Genomic DNA, 18,612 nt, shown 5'->3' with positions numbered 1-18,612 from the left:
GCCATGACTCAAACCCATGAACAAGAAAGCACTCTCCGTGTCTCCACCGATTCCGGGGACACCGTGAGCTTCACCTTGGACGCAACGAAACCCGTAACGGTCAAGCTCCAGGTTGACGGTGGTTGCACGTGTGGAACCACCGCCACGGTCCAGGGCTCCTACGTCGATAGCGATTTAGGCAAGCGCTAACCATTCATTTCCAATCCAAAAGCAGGCGCCGGATTCATTCCGGCGCCTGCCTTTTTGTTTTCGGACTGGTTTTTGTTTGCGGACTGTCAGGTTACTTGGGCATCAGCACGGAGTCGATCAGGTAGACCGTTGCGTTTGCCGTGTGAACGCCACCACAAATCACGTTGGCGCCATCAACGGTGAGTGCATCTTTGCTACCGCCAACGGTCACTTCGCCACCCTGGACCGTCTTGTGCGTTCCCACCACCTGGTCAGGGCTCAACTGGCCTGGGACTACGTGGTAGGTGAGGATCTTGCTTAGCAGGGCATCGTCCGTCTTCAGCGTCTCAATGGTTGCGGGGTCGATCTTGGCGAAAGCATCGTCAACAGGTGCAAAGACTGTGAATTCGCTGCCGTTGAGGGTGGAGACCAAATCCACTTTCGGGTTGAGCTTGCCTGAAACGGCGGCAGTCAAAGTCTTGAGGAGCGGGTTGTTCGACGCTGCAACGGCAACCGGGTCCTGGGCCATTCCCACTACCGAACCGGCACCATCCGGAACCTGGGCCGCGTAACCGGCACAGCCGGGGCCAACAAGATCACGCGCGGGATCCATGGCGGCGTTGGTCATGGCAGAAGCCGACGGCGACGGTGCCGCGGACGTCATCTCCGGTGCAGGGGAGGACGACGCCGATGACGACGGTGTGCTGGAGCTGCTTGAACCACCACAAGCCGTGAGTCCGAGAAGGGCGGCTGCAGTGAGGCCAACGAAGGCGAGGGCGGGGCGCTTTGTGGACAACATGTCATTCTCCTTGTTCGTGGAACCAGAGCATTGGGTCCATTGGGTGTGGGCACTGGCTCCCGGGCGCTGCATCTGCGTCGCCGGCGGTTTGTGCCTCACCAGCTATTCGGAGGTCGCACCGGGCTGGATGGGTGCGGATTGAAAAAGTTTTTAAACCAAGCCATCGCGGCTTCGGCTCCGAACTGCCTACAGATATCCGGAGCCGGCACCCTTCACGGCCGGTCCGGCGAACGTTGGGAGACGCAATGCTGCAATTAGCACTTATCGGCCTGCTGGGTGGGCTGATTACAGGTATCTCGCCCTGCATCCTGCCCGTCCTGCCCGTCATCTTTCTTTCCGGAGGTGTACAGGGTGCGCGCAAAGATGCTGTAACCAGCTGGCGTCCGTACCTGGTGATCCTGGGCCTGGTGATCAGCTTCAGCACCTTCACGCTGGTTGGCTCGTTCCTGCTGACCTTGGTGAACCTGCCCCAGGACCTGCTTCGATGGATCGGGCTGGTGGTGCTGGTGCTGATTGGTTGCGGCCTGATTTTCGATCGTTTTCAGCACATCCTGGAGAAGCCGTTCTCCTGGATCCCGCAGCGAAAAGTCGGAACCGAAAATGGCGGGCTGGTGCTGGGACTGGCGCTCGGCGTCGTCTATGTCCCCTGTGCAGGACCAGTGCTTGCCGCCATCGCCGTGGCCGGTGCCACCGGGCAGGTGGGCCCCGAAACCATAGTCCTCACGCTGACGTTTGCCGTGGGAGCAGCCGTTCCGCTGCTGGTGTTCGCGCTGGCCGGGCGCCGCGTCGCAGAGCGGGTCAAGGCGTTTCGCAAGAACCAGCGCAAGATCCGCATAGCCGGTGGCATCATGATGATCGCCCTGGCAATCGGGTTGGTGTTCAACCTTCCCCAGCTGCTGCAGAAACTCGTGCCCGACTACACCTCCACACTCCAGGAACAGGTCCAGGACAACGAGGCCGTGAAGAAGGCCCTGGATCTTGGTGGACTTGTAAATGACCAAAACCGCGAACTGGACAAGTGCAGCAACGGTGCCGCCGAGCTGGAATCGTGCGGCACAGCGCCGGATATCAAGGGTATCCAGGAATGGTTCAACACCCCTGGCGGCCAGGCCGTGAACTTGAAGGACCTCAAGGGCAAGGTGGTCCTGGTGGATTTCTGGGCCTACTCCTGCATCAACTGCCAGCGCTCCGTTCCGCACCTCACCGATTGGTACAGCAAGTACAAGGACTCCGGCCTGGAAATCATCGGCATCCACTCCCCCGAGTACGCATTCGAGAAAGAGACCCGCAACGTCATGTCCGGCGCGCAGGACCTTGGCATCACCTACCCCGTGGCCATCGACAACACCCTCTCCACGTGGACCAATTACCGCAACCGTTACTGGCCGGCCCACTACCTGATCGATTCCGAGGGAACAGTCCGGCACATCAAGTTCGGCGAGGGCGGCTACCAGACCACGGAGAAGCTGATCCGCGAACTCCTGCAAGAGGCCAACCCTTCAGCGGCGCTGCCGGCTCCCATCGAAGCGTCCGACGACGGCCCGGTAGCAGGTGCCACCACTGCGGAAACGTATTTGGGCACCACCAAGAAGGTCAACTATGCGGGCAAGGAACCCTATAAAGCCGGGGTGGGACTGTATTCAATGCCGGGGAATCAGCCCGATGACAGCTTTTCCTTGCAGGGTTCGTGGGATCTCGGAACGCAGTCCATCACACCTGCCGGCGCCGGCTCTTCTGTTGTCCTGAGCTACCACGCCAAGCAGGTGTACATCGTGGTCAGTGGTGAGGGCATGATCGACGTTGTCCGGGATGGCAAGACCACGTCCGTAGCGGTCTCAGGGACGCCGACGCTCTATCAGATCGTGGACGACCTCGGAATCCGCGAGGGCAAGCTCGAGGTCAAGGTCCCGCAGGGCATCCAGGCGTACTCCTTCACGTTCGGATAGGGGGCGCTGGAAGCTGGATAGGGGGCCGTGCCCGCTTCGCGATGCCCTCCACGCCGCGGCCCCCTATCCAGCTTCCGCTTCATCCTTAGAAATAAGGCTTCGTGATCAGCTCCAGCGCGTGGCCCGAGGGGTCCTTGAAGTAGACACCCCGGCCACCGTGCTCCGTATTGGTCTCGCCAGGACGGGTCATCTGCGGATCCGCCCAATGCTCGACGCCGGCACTCACCAGGCGCTGATAGGCGCGGTCAAAATGCTGGTCGTCTACCAGGAAGGCGTAGTGCTGCATCTGGATCTCGACCGGGGGTTCGGCGAATTGGAGCATGACGCCGCCAGCCAAGGTCAGGTTGGTGAAGGGCCCCCAACTTGGAGCTTCGTTCGCTTCGAGGATGGACCGGTAGAACTCGGCGGAGACGACGCGATCGGTGGACGCGATGATGGTGTGGTTGAAAAGTGCGGGCATGCATGACTCCTTGGTGTGTGGATTTCGTTCGATGGGTTTTAGGGTCATCAATCCACGGGGAGGAGCGCGGGCAGCGCCAGCACACGTCCCAGCGCTGGCACGCGTCAGAGCTCGGCCGGGTAGCCAATCCGTGCAGGGCAGGTGCCCGATCCGGTCATCACGTCCGCCAGTCTAGCGAAGAGTTGGGCGGCGGTGACAGGATGGGCGGCATGGGAATCGAGGTTCGCCCGGCCACAGTGTTCGAGGATGTGAAAACCATCGTCGGCCCCAAACGTCCGGACGCTAACGTGTGCTGGTGCCTGAGTTACCGGATTCCCTCGAAGCAGAACCTTGAGCTCCAGCGGGAGGAGCGGGGAAAGTTCGTGGAAAAGTTGGTTGCGGAGGATCCGCCGCCAGGCGTTCTCGCGTACGACGGCGGCGAAGTAGTTGGGTGGGCCGCCGTCCACCCCCGGGCCGACACCAGCTTTGCAACCAACCGAAAGATCCCCCACGTGGACGACGCCGACGTGTGGTCTGTCTGGTGCATCAGGGTGCGGCCCGGGCATCGCGGCAAGGGCATTTCGCATCATCTATTGGAGGGTGCGATCGACATGGCCCGAAGGTATGGCGCGCCAGCCATTGAGGGCTACCCCGTGGACAACAAAGGCAACAAAGTGGACCTGACCATGGCGTACGTGGGGACCCGCAGGCTCTTCGAGAAAGCAGGCTTCACCAAGGTCGCCGAAACGACGTCCGTCCTCAACGGCTTCCCGAGAGTGCTGATGCGGCTGGACCTGCGCTAACCCAACTGGGGGACAGCAAACGTTCCACTGGGCCCTCATTGGAGCAGGTGCCGTCCCTTACTTGGGTCAGCCTTGCAGTTTCGCTGTCATTCGGTGAGCTTCCTCGAGCAGCAATTTGCCGAGGAATTCCTGTCGGTCAGGACGGAACCGGGGTTCGATCCCCGTCAAGGAAAGAGCCCATGCCGGCCGCCCCTGTTGGTCGAAAACGGCCGCGCCCATCCCCCAACTTCCTTCAAGGATCAGCCCCGGGTTCACCGAGTAGCCCGTCAGCCGGGTGCGCTCAAGGTTGTCCCGAACCACGTCAGCTGGATGCCCCACGGCAAAGTCGCCAGCGTGTGCCGGCCAGTCCTCCAGCAGGGTTTCCTGCTCATCGGCGGGCAGGAAGGCCATGATGGCCGTTCCTGCTGACGCAACTCCCAACGGAAAACGTACGCCTTCATGCAGCACGAAGGACCTCACCGGGAACGATCCCTCCTCTCGCAACACGCAAACTGTTTCGTTGCCGCGTCGGATGGAGAAGAACGCGCTCTCGCCAGTCTCGGCGGCGAGGCGGCGCAGGCTGGGCCGGGCAACGTCCTCCATGGGGAAGCGTGCCGCCGCTACCGATCCAAGGAGGAAGATTTCGGGCCCAAGAACCCACTTCCCCGCAGCTGAATCGTGTTCCAGCAAACCCTCCGCAGCCAGGGACGTCAACAGCCGGTGCACGGTCGGCCGTGTCAGCCCCGACTCCCGAACCAATCCAGCCAACGACGTCCCCTCGGGTTTGCGCCCAACCAGCCTCAGCAGCAGGGCAACACGGCCCACAACCTGGGCCCCCTGCACCGGATTTTGTGTGGATTTCTGTTCCGGCACAAAGCCTCCTCGAAGATTTCATCCACAATATGGACAGCATTGAGCCTACAGTCCACACAGTGAGTATCCAAGCGCTGGGGCCGTTGACCGTAGCAGCGATCAAACCTAGGCTCCTCTACAGGTCACTCAGTCCACAACGTGGATAACACCAGAAAGACTCAAAGAGGAGTTCCAATGTCGAAGATGCACGCCAGCGCAACCCAAGCGCTCCAGGACTTGATGGCAGACGGCCTGACCATCGCCGTCGGGGGTTTTGGCCTGAGTGGCATCCCGGCCGACCTGATCGATGCCGTCCGGGAGTCCGGCGCCAAGGACCTCACCATCGTCTCCAACAACATGGGCGTGGACGGCAAGGGGCTCGGCGTGCTGATCGAGTCGGGCCAAGTCAGGAAAGTCATCGCGTCGTACGTTGGCGAGAACAAGCTGTTTGCCGAGCAGTACCTGGCCGGCAAACTCGACGTCGAATTCACTCCGCAAGGCACCCTCGCGGAACGCCTCCGCGCCGGTGGCGCCGGCATCCCCGCCTTCTATACACGGACCGGTGTGGGCACGCTGGTGGCCGAAGGCAAGCCGTTGGAAGAGTTCGACGGCGTGACTTACGTCCGCGAGCGCGCCATCACCGCCGACGTCGCGCTTGTCCACGCCCACACCGCGGACACGGACGGAAACCTGATCTACCGCTACACGGCCAGGAACTTCAACCCGGTGGTGGCAACAGCCGGCGCCGTCACCATCGCTGAGGCGGAGGTCATTGTGCAGCCCGGCGAGCTCGACCCCAATCACATTGTCACTCCGGGCGTCTACGTCCAGAGGCTGGTGCAGGCCAGTGCACGGGTTAAGGACATCGAACAGCGCACAGTCCGGCAGCGACCTGGAGCACAGCACATCGAAGCGCTGGCCGTCTAACACTTACCTAAACAAGGAGCACACATCATGGCTTGGACACGAGACCAGATGGCCGCCATAGCGGCTGAAGAATTAAACGACGGCGACTACGTCAACCTCGGCATCGGCATCCCCACCTTGGTGGCCAACAACCTGCCCGACGGCGTGCGGGTGGTTCTCCAAAGCGAGAATGGATTGCTCGGCATGGGCCCGTTCCCTTATGAGGGCGAGGAGGACGCGGACCTGATCAATGCCGGCAAGCAGACCGTCACCATCACATCGGGTGGAAGCATTTTCGATTCCGCTACGTCCTTCGGCATGATCCGCGGCGGCCACGTGAAGGTGGCGATCCTGGGTGCCATGCAGGTGTCCGGCAGCGGCGATCTGGCCAATTGGACCATCCCGGGAAAGATGGTCAAGGGCATGGGCGGCGCCATGGATCTGGTGGCCGGGACACCGCGGGTTGTGGTCCTTACCGAGCACAACGCCAAGGACGGCTCGGCCAAAATCGTCACGGAATGCACGCTGCCCCTGACGGGGCTGAAGTGCGTTGACCGGATCATCACGGACCTCGCGGTCTTCGACATCGTGCCGGACGCTGAAACGGGCGACGGCGGCACGAGCCTTCTGCTCACGCGCCTCGCCCCGGGGGTCACAGTGGAAGAGATCCGCCGCAAGACAGAGGCGGAGTTCACGGTGGCTGTTAACACCGACGCTCCGGAACCTGCAGAAACAAACACTTTCGAAGGAGCAAGCGCATGAGCTTGAAAGACCAGTTCGGCAAGGACATCCTGCTCACCGGGTGGGGCCACAGCAAGTTTGGCAAGCTCACGGACCACACCCTGGAATCATTGATTGTCCAGGTAGCCGGTGAAGCAATCCGCAATTCCGGCCTTGAGCCCAAGGACATCGACGAGGTCTATCTCGGCCAGTTCAACTCAGGCATGCAGCCGCTGGGGTTCACGTCGTCCCTGGCATTGCAGCTCTCTGCAGACCTTGCCAATGTCCCTGCAACGCGCACGGAGAACGCTTGCGCCTCCGGTTCCGCAGCGTTCCAGCAAGGCGTGAAGGCTGTGCTCGCCGGAACTGCACGCAATGTTTTGGTGATCGGCGCGGAAAAAATGACCGACGCCGGAGCGGACGTGGTGGGGGCGGCTTTACTTGGTGCGTCGTACGAAATGGCAGGCAAGGCGTCCACCACAGGGTTCACGGGGTTGTTCGCCGAGGTGGCGAAGCACTACGGGAAGCGCTACGGCACGGGCATCGACGCGGCCAACTACCCCGGAGGCCTGGGCGATGTCCTCGGTTCCATTGCAGCCAAGAACCACCGCAACGGCATGGATAATCCCTACGCCCAGATGCACCGGGACTTTGGCGAGGAATTCTGCCGCACCATCTCGGACAAGAACCCCATGGTCGCCGACCCCTTGCGCCGCACGGACTGTTCGCCGGTCTCGGACGGTGCGGCCGCCGTCGTGATTTCAACGTCGGCTAGCGGCGGCGCAACCGCACCTGTGCGCTTGGCGGGCTTCGGTCACGCGAACGATTTCTTCCCCGCGGAAAAGCGCGATCCCACGGAGTTCGCCGCTACCCGTGTCTCTTGGGAGCGGGCGCTGGGCATGGCAGGAGTTGGCATCGACGGACTGGACTTCGCCGAAGTTCACGACTGCTTCACGATCGCCGAGCTCATCATGTACGAAGCCATGGGCCTGACTCCCCGCGGCGAGGGTTCGCGCGCTGTCCAAGAGGGCTGGGTGTACAAGGACGGCAAACTTCCCGTCAACGTGTCCGGGGGCCTTAAAGCCAAGGGGCATCCTGTGGGCGCCACCGGAGTGTCGCAGCATGTCATTGCAGCCATGCAGCTCACGGGAACCGCCGGCGACATGCAGCTCCCCAATGCCCGACGAGGCGCCGTCCAGAACATGGGCGGGGTGGGCATCGCGAACTACGTCAGCGTGCTGGAGGCGGTCTAACCCGCCCAAGTAAGTCGCAGCACTGCGCGTTTTGAGGGCTGAAAACGCGCACAGCTGCTACTTACTTGGGTCAGCGGTTCCGGATCAGCGCCGCGATCTCCGTGAACCCGAGCCGCTCTGCGTTCTGCAGGGCGGTTCGGCCTTGCGGATCACGGATGTCCGGATCAGCTCCCGCGGACAGCAGCTGCCGGACCACGTCCTGCTGGTTCGGCCCGCCGTTGTTGAGCAGGATGGCCTCCTGCATGGCCGTCCAGCCCAGGTTATTCACGTGGTTAACAGGCACGCCCGCGGCGATGAGGATCCGAACGGTCTCGGTGTGCCCGTGTTCGCTGGCGGGGATCAGGGCCGTGCCACCGTATCTGTTGATGCTGGCGACGTCGGCCCCGGCCGCCAACGTCAGTTGGAGCACCTCATTGAAGCCCTCCGCACCCGCGTAGAGGAACGCAGAGTCCTGGATGTCGTCCTTGGCGTTGACGTTGCCACCTGCCGCGATCAGTTCCCGCACCCGCATGGGATCGTTGGCTTTCGCGGCGAGGATGAGGAGCCGGTCGGTTTCCAGTTGAGCCTCCGGGGATGGCGTGGGCGGTTTGGACGCCGACGACGACGGGCCCGGACTCCCGTTCGACGACGCGCCTGGGCTGCTGGCTACTTGAGAGGTGGCTGCAGGGCTGGAGCTTGCTGTGGTTGTGCTGGAAGGGCCGGGGCTGGAAGGGCCAGGGCTGGCAGGGGACGGCGACCCGCACCCCGCCAGCAACCCCATCATCAACAACCCCGCCCCCACCACTGATGAGGTGGTCATGAATCGAGGCTACTTTGCTGCTGCGGCCAGCGCTTCGGCACCAGCAGTCGCGCACGCTTCGTCCAAGGCGCCGTCGGGAGCGCCGCCGACGCCGATGCCAGCCACGGATACGCCGTTGACCTTCAGCGGGACACCGCCGGCCAGGAAAAGCGTGCCGGGAAGGTCCGCGATGGACGGTCCGGTGCCGTTGATGCGCTTGGCCAGTTCGCTGGTGGGGGCACCGAAGGCAGCCGCGGTGTAAGCCTTCTGCTTGGCTGCCTCGATGGTGTGCTCGGCGGCGTTGTCACCGCGGAGAAGGGCCTGGACGGTACCGAATCGGTCCACCAGGGCCACGGTCACGAACGGAAGCTTGTCCGCCTGGCACTTGGCAAGCGCGGCATTCACGGCCTTGCTGGAAGCACCCACTGTGATCCGATTCTGGGCAACAACATTCTCGGGAGCCGGCTGGACCTCGGCACTGACTGGCGCGGCTGGTGCGGTAACAGGCGCGGCCTCGGGGGCCACGGCATTGGCTACTGCGGTAACCCCACCAGTGAGCAGCAACGCTCCGGCAGCGGCGGCGGCAATCATCTTGTTGGACTTCTTCACGGAGTTCTCCTCGTGGCAAGCATTGGCAATTTCGGGTACATCTCCATGCTTCCGGGAGCAACCCCGGGGCACATCGGCCGTGTGCCGGTTCCAAGGTCAGCCTTTCCGCCAGCCGTATCAGCCAAAAGGTGGAGAGACCAGCAATCACGCGGGATCTAGCATGGAAAGAGCGTCTACCACCGACCGATACGGAAACGGGAACCACCCCATGCCAGCAGCCCCTCAACGGCCCGATCCAAGCACCCGGATCGATACCCGCATCGGCGCCGTGGTGCATCTGGGTTTCGCCGTGCTCATGGTCGCCTCTGCTGTCCGTTACGTCATGCGCCACTCCCCCGCGGACAACCTGTGGACCGTGGCCTTGGCGGTCGCCGTGTGTGCCCTGTACGTCGTGACAGCGTTGCTGGCCCAACACCGCGATCCCATGCGGAGCCCGCAAACCCAGACCCGCAAGCTGTGGATGTTTGCCTTGGTGGCGGCCTGGGCGGCTCTGGTGATCGCGGCGCCCAGCTTCGCGTGGTGCTCCTTCGCCATCTTCTTCCTCAGCCGGACGGCCTTCCGCGGGTGGACCGCGTATCTGGCGGGCGGCGCGACGGCGGCGGCCACCGCCGTCGGGCTTTTCCGTATGAGCGGATGGACGGACGTCGCCATGATGCTGGGACCGCTCGCGGCAGGCGCCCTGCTCACGTTGATTTACGACAAGATCGAGCGCGACGGCGCCCTCCAGCGAAAGCTCTTCGAAGATGTAACCCAAGCGCAGGAACAGCTGGCCGCTAGTGAACGAACAGCAGGAATCGCGGCGGAACGCGAGCGTGTTTCACGTGAAATCCACGACACCATCACCCAAGGCCTCGCGAGCGGCTTGCTCCTCCTTGAGGCAGCCCAGCGTTCCTGGCCCGATCCCGCGGCGCACCACGAAGTCAGCAAAGCAACCAGCCTCCTCCGCGGAAATCTCGCCGACACCCGGAGCCTGGTGCACGAGCTCTCGGCGCCTGGCCTGGAAACTGCGCCCCTTCACGAGGCCTTGGAACGCGCCGCCCGGCAGTACCTGAACCACGTCCTTGTGCAGGTCACCGGTGAAGCCCGTCCCATCCCGTCCGAGGTTCGGCACGCCCTGCTCCGCGTGACCCAGAGCGCCGTGGCCAACATCAAACTTCATGCCCACGCGGACAACGCCAGCGTGACTCTTGGGTACCTCCCGGACGCGGTCACCCTTGACGTGTTCGACGACGGCCGCGGCTTTGATCCCGGAGCGGTACCTCCGCCGTCGGAAACGGGAGGATACGGGCTGCGCGCCATGCGGCAACGCATTGAGCAGCTGGGCGGAGAATTGTCCGTGGAGAGCACTCCGGGCGAGGGCACTATCATCGCAGCCCAGATCCCGCTGCCGGCTCTGCCCTTAGATCAATCGAAGGAGTCCCTGTGACCACCATTTCCGTGCTCCTCGTGGACGACCACACGGTAGTCCGGAGCGGGCTGAAGGCGCTGTTGGGCACCCAGGCCGATATCGTCGTCGTCGGCGAAGCGGCGTCCGGTGAGGAAGCGCTGGAAGCGGCACAACAGCACTCACCGGCAGTGGTTCTCATGGACCTGGCCATGGGTGCGGGAATGGACGGCATCGAGGCCATCAAGCAGTTGCGGCAGCGGAATCCCCGGCAGGCCGTGATCGTGTTCACCACCTACGATTCGGACGCCGACATCGTCCGTGCCGTGGATGCCGGCGCCATGGGGTACCTGCTCAAGGACGCCGCACCGGAAGAGATTTTTGCCGCGGTAAGAGGTGCCGTGCAGGGCAAAAGCGTGATGAGCGCGCCGGTTGCGTCCCGGCTTTTCCAACAGCTGCGGAACCCGGACGAAGTCCTTACACCCCGGGAGGCAGAGCTCCTGAGCCTCCTGACGGAGGGCCTCAGCAACCGCGATCTGGGCAAACGCCTCTTCATTTCGGAAGCAACCGTCAAAACCCATCTGGCCCACATCTATGCCAAGCTCGGCGTGGAGACGCGGGCGGCAGCCATCGCAACCGCCATCCGTCGCGAGGGCATGCGGTAGGCCCGCCGCATCCGGTAGGCCGGCCCGCCTCACGATTCAGGCCTCGTTCCTATATATCCACAGCCCGCATTCCATTAAGCTGGCACTATGTCCGACGCTTCGGAACGCAAGATGTTTAAACATTCCGGAACTGCTCTGCTGTTCCGCGGAATCCTGGCCGTGCTCTTTGGTCTTTTAGTCGCATCTTTGCCGGTCGCCACTGTCTTCGGACTGGTTTTCGTGTTCGGTGTCTTCGCAATCGTGGACGGCCTCACCAACGTGGCCCACTACTTTTATGACCCTTCACGCCATTCCGGCTGGACGATGGTTGGAGGCTTCATCTCCCTCGCCGCCGGTTTGGTGGCGGTCGCGTGGCCGGGAATCACAGCTGCAGCACTTGGCGTCCTGATTGGACTTTGGGCCTTGGTCCTGGGGCTTTCCGAGATCGTCTTCGCGTTTGCAGCAAGGAACTCCGTCAATGGTTGGGGAGTCTGGTTGCTCACAGGTCTTGTGACTGCGGTTTTTGGCCTCTTTGTCCTGATCAATCCCAGCCTCGGGTTCCTGGGCGTTGTGGGTTTGCTGGCAGGGTTCTCCGTTGTTGCAGGGCTGTTGTTGATCGTCTGCGGCATCAAGATGCGCAGGGGCGCATCGTCTTCCTTCATGTACGCCCACTGATACATGGCTCAACACGGGCGTCACGGCCAGCAATCCTTCATGAGGGGATGCGCTTGGCGCCAAGTTCGGTAAGTTAGTGGCTGTGAAGATAGCTACCTGGAATGTGAACTCCCTCCGTGCCCGTGCCGACCGCGTCGAAGCGTGGCTTGAGCGCAGTGACTGTGATGTCCTGGCCATCCAGGAGACCAAGTGCAAGGACGATAACTTCCCGTGGGAGCTCTTTGAGCGGATGGGCTACGAGGTTGCGCACTTCGGCGTGAACCAGTGGAACGGCGTCGCCATTGCGTCCCGCGTTGGACTGGAGGACGTAGAACGCACCTTCCTGGACCAGCCGATGTTCGGCAAGGCCGGCAAGGACCCCGCGCAGGAAGCCCGCGCCATCTCCGCCACCTGCGGCGGCATCCGCATCTGGAGCTTGTATGTTCCGAATGGCCGCTCGCTGGACGACGAACACATGCCGTACAAGCTCAAGTGGCTTGACGTCCTTCAGGGCAACGCCGCGGAGTGGCTGAAGTCTGATCCCGCAGCACAGGTCGCGCTCATGGGCGACTGGAACATTGCACCGTTCGATGACGACGTCTGGGACATCGAACTGTTCCGCAACAACAACTTCACGCATGTCAGCGAGCCGGAACGCGCCGCTTTCCACGCCTTCGAAGCTGCCGGTTATACCGACGTCGCCCGTCCCTACACACCTGGCCCTGGCGTCTACACCTACTGGGACTACACGCAGCTGCGCTTCCCCAAGAAGGAAGGCATGCGCATCGACTTCTGCCTGGCTTCACCGGCCTTGGCTGCCCGGGTCACCGGTGCTTCCATCGACCGCGAGGAGCGTAAGGGCAAGGGCGCTTCCGACCATGCTCCCGTGATCGTGGAGCTTGCAGACTAATCACCGCTGATGGACGAAAGGGGCCGGCTCGAGATGACTGGAAACCTGTATAGGGGCCAGGCAGGACTGCCGTTCTCTTCGTCCCTGCGCATTTACGAGCCCCTTGAGGCGTTTCCTCCGGAGCAGCAGCGCCAACTCGTGGCGGACAGCAGCAAGATACGTTCCCGGGCCGCCGTCGAAAATGCGGAGCTCCAAGCCTCGCTGGGCCGCATCACGCGGGCCGGCGGGGACCCCTTCCCCACCGGCCGGACTGATTTGGTGCGAATGACGCGGGTCCCTGGCGGTCGGCACACTGCGGTGGACAGTGCCACAGACGCGACCGCTGGCGCGTCGGCTGACGTGTCGGCCCAGGATAAGGACGCCCACGACGCCGGACGGCTGCTTTACTGCCCCAGCCAACTGGTGATTCGGGCCGGGTTGGCAGCGAACGCCCTCATGGATGGTGTGCACAGCCCGCTGGCCGATCTGCTGATTCCGGTTTCGCAGCGGGACAAGCATCAAGCCAGGATCGATCGCATCAACGCCGGGGAAGAAGCCAAGCGTGTGCACACCCGGGCCTCCACGTGGGGTATCCCTTTCAGCTGGTTCTCGCTTTTCGCTGAGTCTGACCGTAAGGACGTGGTGGAGTCGGATGGGCACATCCTCACCGTCCGGGTGTGGACGCCGTTGACGGATGCCCTGGACCGGGCACGCTTTGCCGTAGCCCACCTGGCCTTGGCAGCCCCGGACCTGGACATGTTGGACGATCTCACGCAGCTCACAGAGTGGCTGGAGTTGTTCCACGTCCAGTCCATGGTGGAGCTGGACTACGGGGCCGTGGCGGACAAGGTGTACCCGGACGAATCTCCCATGGATGTTCGCCTCGGGATCGAATGCCTGGCCGAGGGTGATATGACGGGCGCGGCGGCAGCCTATCGCCGGCTGGCCTCGCGCTGGATCCCTATCCGGCAGTTGGCGCGGGCCTCGTAGGCTTTCAGGACCGTCTGCGTTCTGGATCAGCGGCTGTCGTCACCGGCACGGCGGTGCTGTTGTCTCCCGGACAATCAGCTGGTGCGGCGCTACCTCTGAGTGCACGGCACCGGCAATGCCATCGAGTTCGTCCAAAAGCATCTTGGTGCCCAGTTCGGCTTGGTCGTCCGGCCGCTGACCCACCGTTGTCAGGCCCAATGCTTCGGAGAAGTCATGATCGTCGATTCCGATGACTGAGAGGTCCGCCGGCACGCGAACGCCGTGACGCGTGGCTTCGAAGATGACCCCCATCGCCATCTCATCGGAGGAACAGAAAATGGCCGTAGGCTTGCGGCCGGGCTGGTTCCAGAGCCGGTTGAATGCCTGCTGCCCGCTGGCGACCGTGAAGTCACCCCATTCGTCCCACTCGGGACGGACTTCCAAGCCGGCGTCGGTCATGACGTCCTGGAAGGCGCGGATCCGGACACGGGGAACGTCGAAGTTCAGGTCTGTCTCGTCGTCGCCATGGAGCAAGGCAATGTCCTTGTGTCCCAGGTCCAGCAGGTGCCGCACGGCGGTGGTTGCGGCGTCGTAATCGTTGATGCCGATGTAAGCGCAATCCTCAACGTGTCCGCCAACTACGACCAGCGGAATGTCGATTTTGTGGAGGTGTTCCAGTTCGTCCTCGCTGAGCGCCATACATAGCACCAGCAGCGCGTCGATCTGTTTGTAGACCATGGTGGAGCTAAAGAGCCGCTCGCGATTGCTGCCATGGCCGCCGAGGTTGAACAGGGAGAGGTTGTACTTGCGTGAGTGCAGTTCCCTGTCTGCGCCTTCGATTGCTTTGGAGAAGAACCAACGGCTGACGAAGGGCGCCAGTACTCCGATGGTGCGCGTGCGCCCCGTGGCCAGACCCGACGCCGACGACGACGCCACATAGCCCAGCGACGCCGCCACTTCCAGGATCTTTTCACGCGTTGCAGGCGAAACCCGGGGTAGTCCCCGGACGGCCCTGGATACGGTGGCCGTGGACACTCCTGCTGCTGCTGCGACGTCCTCGATGCTGACGCCTGTATGACCACCGCGCTGGGACCTACCCGTTGTTCGTGTCACAGGCCCCCCTCTCCGGATGCCTTCACTTCGCCGTTTTCTCTCTCACGGCGAAGAATCAGTCTATTTTGTGCAGGCCTTGGTTACGCAGCGGAGTCGTCCGCTGCGTAACCAACGCTGCAATTGTCTAGCCCTTGAGTCCGCCGGACAGCAGGCCTCGGACGAAGTACCGCTGCAGGCCGAAGAACACCAGAAGCGGGATGATGATCGAGACGAAGGCCGCGGCCGGGTTCAAGTAGTCCCTGGCACCGCGCGTACCGGAAATCTCGGCAAGGCGCTGGGTGATAGGTGCTACGTCGGCCGTTCCACCGGAGAACACCAGCGCAACCAGGAGGTCGTTCCAGACCCAAAGGAACTGGAAGATCGCCAGGGAAGCCAGCGCCGGAACGGAAAGCGGCAGGATGATCCGCCAGAAAATGGTGCTGTGTCCCGCACCGTCCACCCTTGCCGCCTCGATAACTTCACCAGGGATCTCGGAGATGAAGTTGTGGAGGAGGAAAATACCCAGGGGAAGGCCGAACATGGTGTGGGCGATCCACAGCTGCGCATACGAACCCGCTGGCAAATGCAGGGTTTGCGTAAAGAGTTGCAGGAGCGGGATCAGTGCCATCTGGAGCGGGATGATCTGCAGGGCAAAAACGAAAATGAAGAGTGCGTCGCGGCCCTTGAACTTGCCCCAGGCGAACACATAGGCGGCCATCGACGCCAACACCAGCACAAAGATGGTGACTGGAATGACGATCGCTACGGAGTTGATGAAGTACTGCGACAGGTTGGCAGATTGCGAGCCCGCCGGGGTAAGAACATCCACATAGTTCTTGAACGTGAAGTCCCAGTCAAGGAAGGCATTCCACCAGCCGTTTGAGCGCGGACCCACCTGCTTGGCTGCGGGCCTGAACGAGGTAACAAAGAGGCCAAAAGTCGGGACAGACCATACGACGGCGATGATGATCGCTGCCGCTGTGGCCCACTTGGAAGTGAGCTTGGTCTTGACCCGGCGCATCATCGGCTGGGCGTCCTCCGTGGGGTCCGATCCAGGACGCTGCCGGGTGGCGGCCTTGGACGCCTCTTTCGGGGCTGGCGTGGCTGTCAATGGATCTCCCTTTGCTTGCGAAGGACTCGAGCGTTGTACACGACGATGGGCAGCACCATCAGGAACAAGATGAGGGCCAAAGCAGCGCCTCGTCCTGGCTCACCGGCGCGGAAGGCTTGCGTGTACATTTCGTTGGCCACAACCGAGGTGTCATAGTTTCCGGCCGTCATGGTTCGAACAATGTCGAAGACCTTCAACGTGGCGATCGTGATAGTAGTCAGGACCACCACCAGCGCCCCACGGATACCCGGGACCGTGACGTTGCGGAACTGCTGCCAGGCGTTGGCCCCATCCAAACGGGCTGCCTCGATGAGTTCCACCGGGACACCCTTGATGGCCGCGGAGAGAATCACCATGGCAAAGCCTGTTTGGATCCAGACCATCACGATGATGAGGAACACGGTGTTTTCCGGGGCGTCCAGGAGGAACTGCTTGGGGTTCATTCCCAAGGCGTCGCGGAAAAAGTTGATCACACCAGTCTGTTCAATGCCGGGGCCACGGTAGTCGTACACGAGCTTCCAGATAATACCGGCGCCTACAAAGGAAATGGCCATCGGCATGAAGACCAAGGACTTCAGAACCCGTTCTCCGCGGGCCTTGTCGATGAACACTGCATAAGCGAGTCCAAAGCCGGTGGACAACAGGGGAACCAGGATGGTCCAGATGATGGTGTTCCGCAGCGTGGTCAAAGCCTCAGGCTGGGTAAACATCCAAACAAAATTATCGAATCCGTTGCCTTGGCCACTGGCATCCGTGAAGGCCAACATTGAGGTGCGAACCGCTGGGTACACGAGGCCCACCAGCATCAGGATTCCAGCGGGAGCCAGGAATCCGGCCACCGTAACTTTGTCCTTGACCGACTTCGGTGCCCTATCCACCACCAGCATGAGGATGCCGATAATAGCGGCAAAGATCGCAAGCGCGATCACTACTTGAAGGAGTTTTCCTCCGATAAATTCCATACCCAACCTCCGGGGCGTGAGTGAATCACTAAGTTCCGGGAACCACACTGCCTCCCCGGCTGGGCAAACCAGCCAAGGGAGGCAGTGCCTTCGGAGTTAGCCCTTAGGCCAGCTGGACTCGATGCTGTCAGTTACCTGCTGGGCAGAGCTGCCGTTAATCCAAGCAACGATGCCCTTCCAGAACGAGTTGGAACCCACGGCGCTAGGCATCAGGTCCGAACCGTCAAAACGGAAGACAGTCTTGGGGTCCTGAAGGAGCTTGATGGACTGCTTATCCAGGGCGGACTGTGCGTTGTTCGGGTCAAGGCCCTTGTTTGCACTGATGGCACCGCCGAGCTTCACGCGGTTGTTGGCGAAGTCCGCGCTAGCCATGAAGGCAAGGTATGCCTGGACCTCAGGCGTGTCCTTGTAAGCGCCAACCATCTCGCCACCACCGGTGATGGCCGTACCCTTGGATTCATCCACGGGAGGCGTCATGAATGCCCACACATCGCCGTCCTCGGCAACGTTGGTACCGGCCGGCCAGTAAGACGCCTGGAACGTCGCCTGATGGTACATGCCGCATTGTCCGTCCAGAACCGGCTGACCAGCCTGGGCAAACGCGGTGCTCAAGATCGAGCGTGGGTCACCGAAGCCGCCGTTGACGTAATCCGGGTTGAGGAGGATGTCGCCCACCTTGTTGAAGGAGTTGACGATCTTGGGGTCATTGAACGGAATCTGGTGCGTGATCCACTTGTCATAGACTTCCGGGCCTTCGGCACGCAGGACAACGTCCTCGATCCAGTCAGTACCCGGCCAACCCGTGGCTTCGCCCGATTCAAATCCAGCACACCATGGCTTCATGGTCTTGTCGTCTGCGATCTTCTTGGTCAGGTCCATCATTTCGTCCCACGTCTTGGGGACTGTCCAACCCTTGTCCTTGAAGGTCTTGGGCGAGTACCAGACGTAGCCCTTGACGTTCGCAAGCATCGGGGCGGCGTAGAACGTGCCATCCACCGTGCCGTACTTCTTCCAGTCCGCGGACCAGTTCTTGTCCACAAGATCGGACACAGTCTTCGGAGCGGCCTTCAAGTAGCCGGCGCGGGCCTGTGTGGCCAGAAGACCGGGCTGCGGGAAGATCGCGACGTCAGGGGCCGTACCGGACTGGGCCCGGACACCGATCTGGGTCTCGAACTCCTTGCTGCCCTCGTACTTGACGGTAATGCCCGTGCACTTTTCGAACTGTGCCCAGGATTCCTCGAGGTTTGTCGCTTCGACGTCGACGATGGTGGAGTAGACGGAGACGGTCTTGCCATCGTGCTTGCCGTAGGTACCGTATGCGGAACAGTCGTCCGACGCGGTGCTTCCGCCGCCGCCGCTGTTTCCGCTACATGCGGACATGGTAAGTGCCAGAACGCCGGCCGCTGCGACCGGGAGCAGGTACTTGGTTTTTTTCATGCTGAAGACTCCTCGCTGAGTACAAGAAAATCGTGGCGCGATTGATGTGGTGGCCCTCACACTAGCCATGATCAGGGCAGGAATGCAAGCGCTTACACCTAACGTAACCACAACGATACAAAGTAGCCTTTGCATCGCGCTGGATCGACTAGGCTGAGACGGAACCACTCGACGTCGGCAGGAAGCCCATGCTGTACCGCCGCAAGGAAGGCACCGCC

General features: G+C 62.0%; 20 protein-coding genes. 11 read left to right on the top strand and 9 right to left on the bottom strand.

What is annotated here, in order from left to right:
• Positions 1-3 precede the first annotated feature (3 nt).
• The gene (locus tag AC1DD7_RS17045; RefSeq protein ID WP_477515913.1) at positions 4-189 is read left to right on the top strand and encodes a hypothetical protein; all 186 of its coding nucleotides are present in this window, start codon (positions 4-6) and stop codon (positions 187-189) included.
• Between the two features lie 91 nt (positions 190-280).
• Here AC1DD7_RS17045 and AC1DD7_RS17040 read toward each other — a convergent pair whose 3' ends face one another.
• Positions 281-967: a fasciclin domain-containing protein gene (locus tag AC1DD7_RS17040; protein ID WP_477515912.1), complete on the bottom strand. Its 687-nt coding sequence runs from the start codon at positions 965-967 to the stop codon at positions 281-283.
• A 245-nt stretch (positions 968-1,212) separates the two neighbouring features.
• On the opposite strand from AC1DD7_RS17040, the gene AC1DD7_RS17035 reads away from it, so the two are divergent.
• Positions 1,213-2,913, top strand: a complete 1,701-nt coding sequence (locus AC1DD7_RS17035) for a cytochrome c biogenesis protein DipZ (protein ID WP_477515911.1) — start codon at positions 1,213-1,215, stop codon at positions 2,911-2,913.
• Positions 2,914-2,998: 85 nt separating this feature from the next.
• Here AC1DD7_RS17035 and AC1DD7_RS17030 read toward each other — a convergent pair whose 3' ends face one another.
• Positions 2,999-3,373, bottom strand: coding sequence for a VOC family protein (locus tag AC1DD7_RS17030; RefSeq protein ID WP_477515910.1), 375 nt, complete (start codon positions 3,371-3,373; stop codon positions 2,999-3,001).
• Positions 3,374-3,582: 209 nt separating this feature from the next.
• Here AC1DD7_RS17030 and AC1DD7_RS17025 point away from each other — a divergent pair, with 209 nt between their 5' ends.
• Complete coding sequence (locus AC1DD7_RS17025; RefSeq protein WP_477515909.1) at positions 3,583-4,155, top strand: GNAT family N-acetyltransferase; 573 nt, start codon at positions 3,583-3,585, stop codon at positions 4,153-4,155.
• Between the two features lie 66 nt (positions 4,156-4,221).
• On the opposite strand, the gene AC1DD7_RS17020 is transcribed toward AC1DD7_RS17025, so the two are convergent.
• A complete protein-coding gene (locus tag AC1DD7_RS17020; protein WP_477515908.1) occupies positions 4,222-5,007 on the bottom strand; it encodes an IclR family transcriptional regulator in 786 nt (261 codons plus the stop codon).
• A gap of 174 nt (positions 5,008-5,181) precedes the next feature.
• Between AC1DD7_RS17020 and AC1DD7_RS17015 the strand changes: the two genes are divergently transcribed.
• The 3 genes from AC1DD7_RS17015 to AC1DD7_RS17005 are packed head-to-tail and all read left to right on the top strand — an operon-like array spanning position 5,182 to position 7,865.
• Positions 5,182-5,913: a CoA transferase subunit A gene (locus tag AC1DD7_RS17015; protein ID WP_477515907.1), complete on the top strand. Its 732-nt coding sequence runs from the start codon at positions 5,182-5,184 to the stop codon at positions 5,911-5,913.
• A 27-nt stretch (positions 5,914-5,940) separates the two neighbouring features.
• The gene (locus tag AC1DD7_RS17010; RefSeq protein ID WP_477515906.1) at positions 5,941-6,654 is read left to right on the top strand and encodes a CoA transferase subunit B; all 714 of its coding nucleotides are present in this window, start codon (positions 5,941-5,943) and stop codon (positions 6,652-6,654) included.
• The gene (locus AC1DD7_RS17005) at positions 6,651-7,865 is read left to right on the top strand and encodes an acetyl-CoA acetyltransferase (RefSeq protein WP_477515905.1); all 1,215 of its coding nucleotides are present in this window, start codon (positions 6,651-6,653) and stop codon (positions 7,863-7,865) included. Before AC1DD7_RS17010 ends, AC1DD7_RS17005 begins: the two co-directional genes overlap by 4 nt.
• 70 nt (positions 7,866-7,935) lie before the next feature.
• Here the strand turns inward: AC1DD7_RS17005 and AC1DD7_RS17000 are convergent, their stop codons facing one another.
• Positions 7,936-8,664, bottom strand: a complete 729-nt coding sequence (locus AC1DD7_RS17000) for an ankyrin repeat domain-containing protein (RefSeq protein WP_477515904.1) — start codon at positions 8,662-8,664, stop codon at positions 7,936-7,938.
• Between the two features lie 9 nt (positions 8,665-8,673).
• Positions 8,674-9,252 (bottom strand): GlcG/HbpS family heme-binding protein, encoded by a 579-nt coding sequence (locus tag AC1DD7_RS16995; protein WP_477515903.1) that lies wholly within the window; start codon positions 9,250-9,252, stop codon positions 8,674-8,676.
• A 208-nt stretch (positions 9,253-9,460) separates the two neighbouring features.
• On the opposite strand from AC1DD7_RS16995, the gene AC1DD7_RS16990 reads away from it, so the two are divergent.
• From AC1DD7_RS16990 to AC1DD7_RS16970, 5 genes are all read left to right on the top strand, one after another.
• Positions 9,461-10,678, top strand: a complete 1,218-nt coding sequence (locus AC1DD7_RS16990; protein WP_477515902.1) for a sensor histidine kinase — start codon at positions 9,461-9,463, stop codon at positions 10,676-10,678.
• Complete coding sequence (locus AC1DD7_RS16985; protein ID WP_477515901.1) at positions 10,675-11,301, top strand: response regulator; 627 nt, start codon at positions 10,675-10,677, stop codon at positions 11,299-11,301. The genes AC1DD7_RS16990 and AC1DD7_RS16985 overlap by 4 nt, the downstream gene beginning before the upstream one ends.
• Before the next feature lie 87 nt (positions 11,302-11,388).
• Positions 11,389-11,955 (top strand): HdeD family acid-resistance protein, encoded by a 567-nt coding sequence (locus tag AC1DD7_RS16980; RefSeq protein WP_477515900.1) that lies wholly within the window; start codon positions 11,389-11,391, stop codon positions 11,953-11,955.
• A gap of 82 nt (positions 11,956-12,037) precedes the next feature.
• Complete coding sequence (locus tag AC1DD7_RS16975) at positions 12,038-12,844, top strand: exodeoxyribonuclease III (RefSeq protein ID WP_477515899.1); 807 nt, start codon at positions 12,038-12,040, stop codon at positions 12,842-12,844.
• Positions 12,845-12,877: 33 nt separating this feature from the next.
• Entirely contained in the window at positions 12,878-13,813 is a 936-nt protein-coding gene (locus AC1DD7_RS16970) for a DUF8083 family protein (RefSeq protein WP_477515898.1), read from the top strand.
• 39 nt (positions 13,814-13,852) lie between these two features.
• Here the strand turns inward: AC1DD7_RS16970 and AC1DD7_RS16965 are convergent, their stop codons facing one another.
• From AC1DD7_RS16965 to AC1DD7_RS16950, 4 genes are all read right to left on the bottom strand, one after another.
• A complete protein-coding gene (locus AC1DD7_RS16965) occupies positions 13,853-14,905 on the bottom strand; it encodes a LacI family DNA-binding transcriptional regulator (RefSeq protein ID WP_477515897.1) in 1,053 nt (350 codons plus the stop codon).
• Positions 14,906-15,029: 124 nt separating this feature from the next.
• Positions 15,030-15,995, bottom strand: a complete 966-nt coding sequence (locus AC1DD7_RS16960) for a carbohydrate ABC transporter permease (RefSeq protein ID WP_224095005.1) — start codon at positions 15,993-15,995, stop codon at positions 15,030-15,032.
• Positions 15,992-16,957 (bottom strand): carbohydrate ABC transporter permease, encoded by a 966-nt coding sequence (locus AC1DD7_RS16955; protein WP_477515896.1) that lies wholly within the window; start codon positions 16,955-16,957, stop codon positions 15,992-15,994. Before AC1DD7_RS16955 ends, AC1DD7_RS16960 begins: the two co-directional genes overlap by 4 nt.
• 96 nt (positions 16,958-17,053) lie before the next feature.
• Complete coding sequence (locus AC1DD7_RS16950; protein WP_477515895.1) at positions 17,054-18,394, bottom strand: ABC transporter substrate-binding protein; 1,341 nt, start codon at positions 18,392-18,394, stop codon at positions 17,054-17,056.
• Positions 18,395-18,612: the final 218 nt, after the last annotated feature.

This window comes from Paenarthrobacter sp. 10L412 (assembly GCF_056395565.1).
Note: the sequence above shows the minus strand (reverse complement) of the source record. Positions and strands in the feature narration are given on the sequence as shown.

What these genes read in the sequence shown, in the direction of transcription:
- AC1DD7_RS17045 (WP_477515913.1), top strand. Translation starts at nt 4, where the DNA reads ATGACTCAAACCCATGAACAAGAAAGCACTCTCCGTGTCTCCACCGAT.
- AC1DD7_RS17040 (WP_477515912.1), bottom strand. Translation starts at nt 967, where the DNA reads ATGTTGTCCACAAAGCGCCCCGCCCTCGCCTTCGTTGGCCTCACTGCA.
- AC1DD7_RS17035 (WP_477515911.1), top strand. Translation starts at nt 1,213, where the DNA reads ATGCTGCAATTAGCACTTATCGGCCTGCTGGGTGGGCTGATTACAGGT.
- AC1DD7_RS17030 (WP_477515910.1), bottom strand. Translation starts at nt 3,373, where the DNA reads ATGCCCGCACTTTTCAACCACACCATCATCGCGTCCACCGATCGCGTC.
- AC1DD7_RS17025 (WP_477515909.1), top strand. Translation starts at nt 3,583, where the DNA reads ATGGGAATCGAGGTTCGCCCGGCCACAGTGTTCGAGGATGTGAAAACC.
- AC1DD7_RS17015 (WP_477515907.1), top strand. Translation starts at nt 5,182, where the DNA reads ATGTCGAAGATGCACGCCAGCGCAACCCAAGCGCTCCAGGACTTGATG.
- AC1DD7_RS17010 (WP_477515906.1), top strand. Translation starts at nt 5,941, where the DNA reads ATGGCTTGGACACGAGACCAGATGGCCGCCATAGCGGCTGAAGAATTA.
- AC1DD7_RS17005 (WP_477515905.1), top strand. Translation starts at nt 6,651, where the DNA reads ATGAGCTTGAAAGACCAGTTCGGCAAGGACATCCTGCTCACCGGGTGG.
- AC1DD7_RS17000 (WP_477515904.1), bottom strand. Translation starts at nt 8,664, where the DNA reads ATGACCACCTCATCAGTGGTGGGGGCGGGGTTGTTGATGATGGGGTTG.
- AC1DD7_RS16990 (WP_477515902.1), top strand. Translation starts at nt 9,461, where the DNA reads ATGCCAGCAGCCCCTCAACGGCCCGATCCAAGCACCCGGATCGATACC.
- AC1DD7_RS16980 (WP_477515900.1), top strand. Translation starts at nt 11,389, where the DNA reads ATGTCCGACGCTTCGGAACGCAAGATGTTTAAACATTCCGGAACTGCT.
- AC1DD7_RS16970 (WP_477515898.1), top strand. Translation starts at nt 12,878, where the DNA reads ATGACTGGAAACCTGTATAGGGGCCAGGCAGGACTGCCGTTCTCTTCG.
- AC1DD7_RS16955 (WP_477515896.1), bottom strand. Translation starts at nt 16,957, where the DNA reads ATGGAATTTATCGGAGGAAAACTCCTTCAAGTAGTGATCGCGCTTGCG.
- AC1DD7_RS16950 (WP_477515895.1), bottom strand. Translation starts at nt 18,394, where the DNA reads ATGAAAAAAACCAAGTACCTGCTCCCGGTCGCAGCGGCCGGCGTTCTG.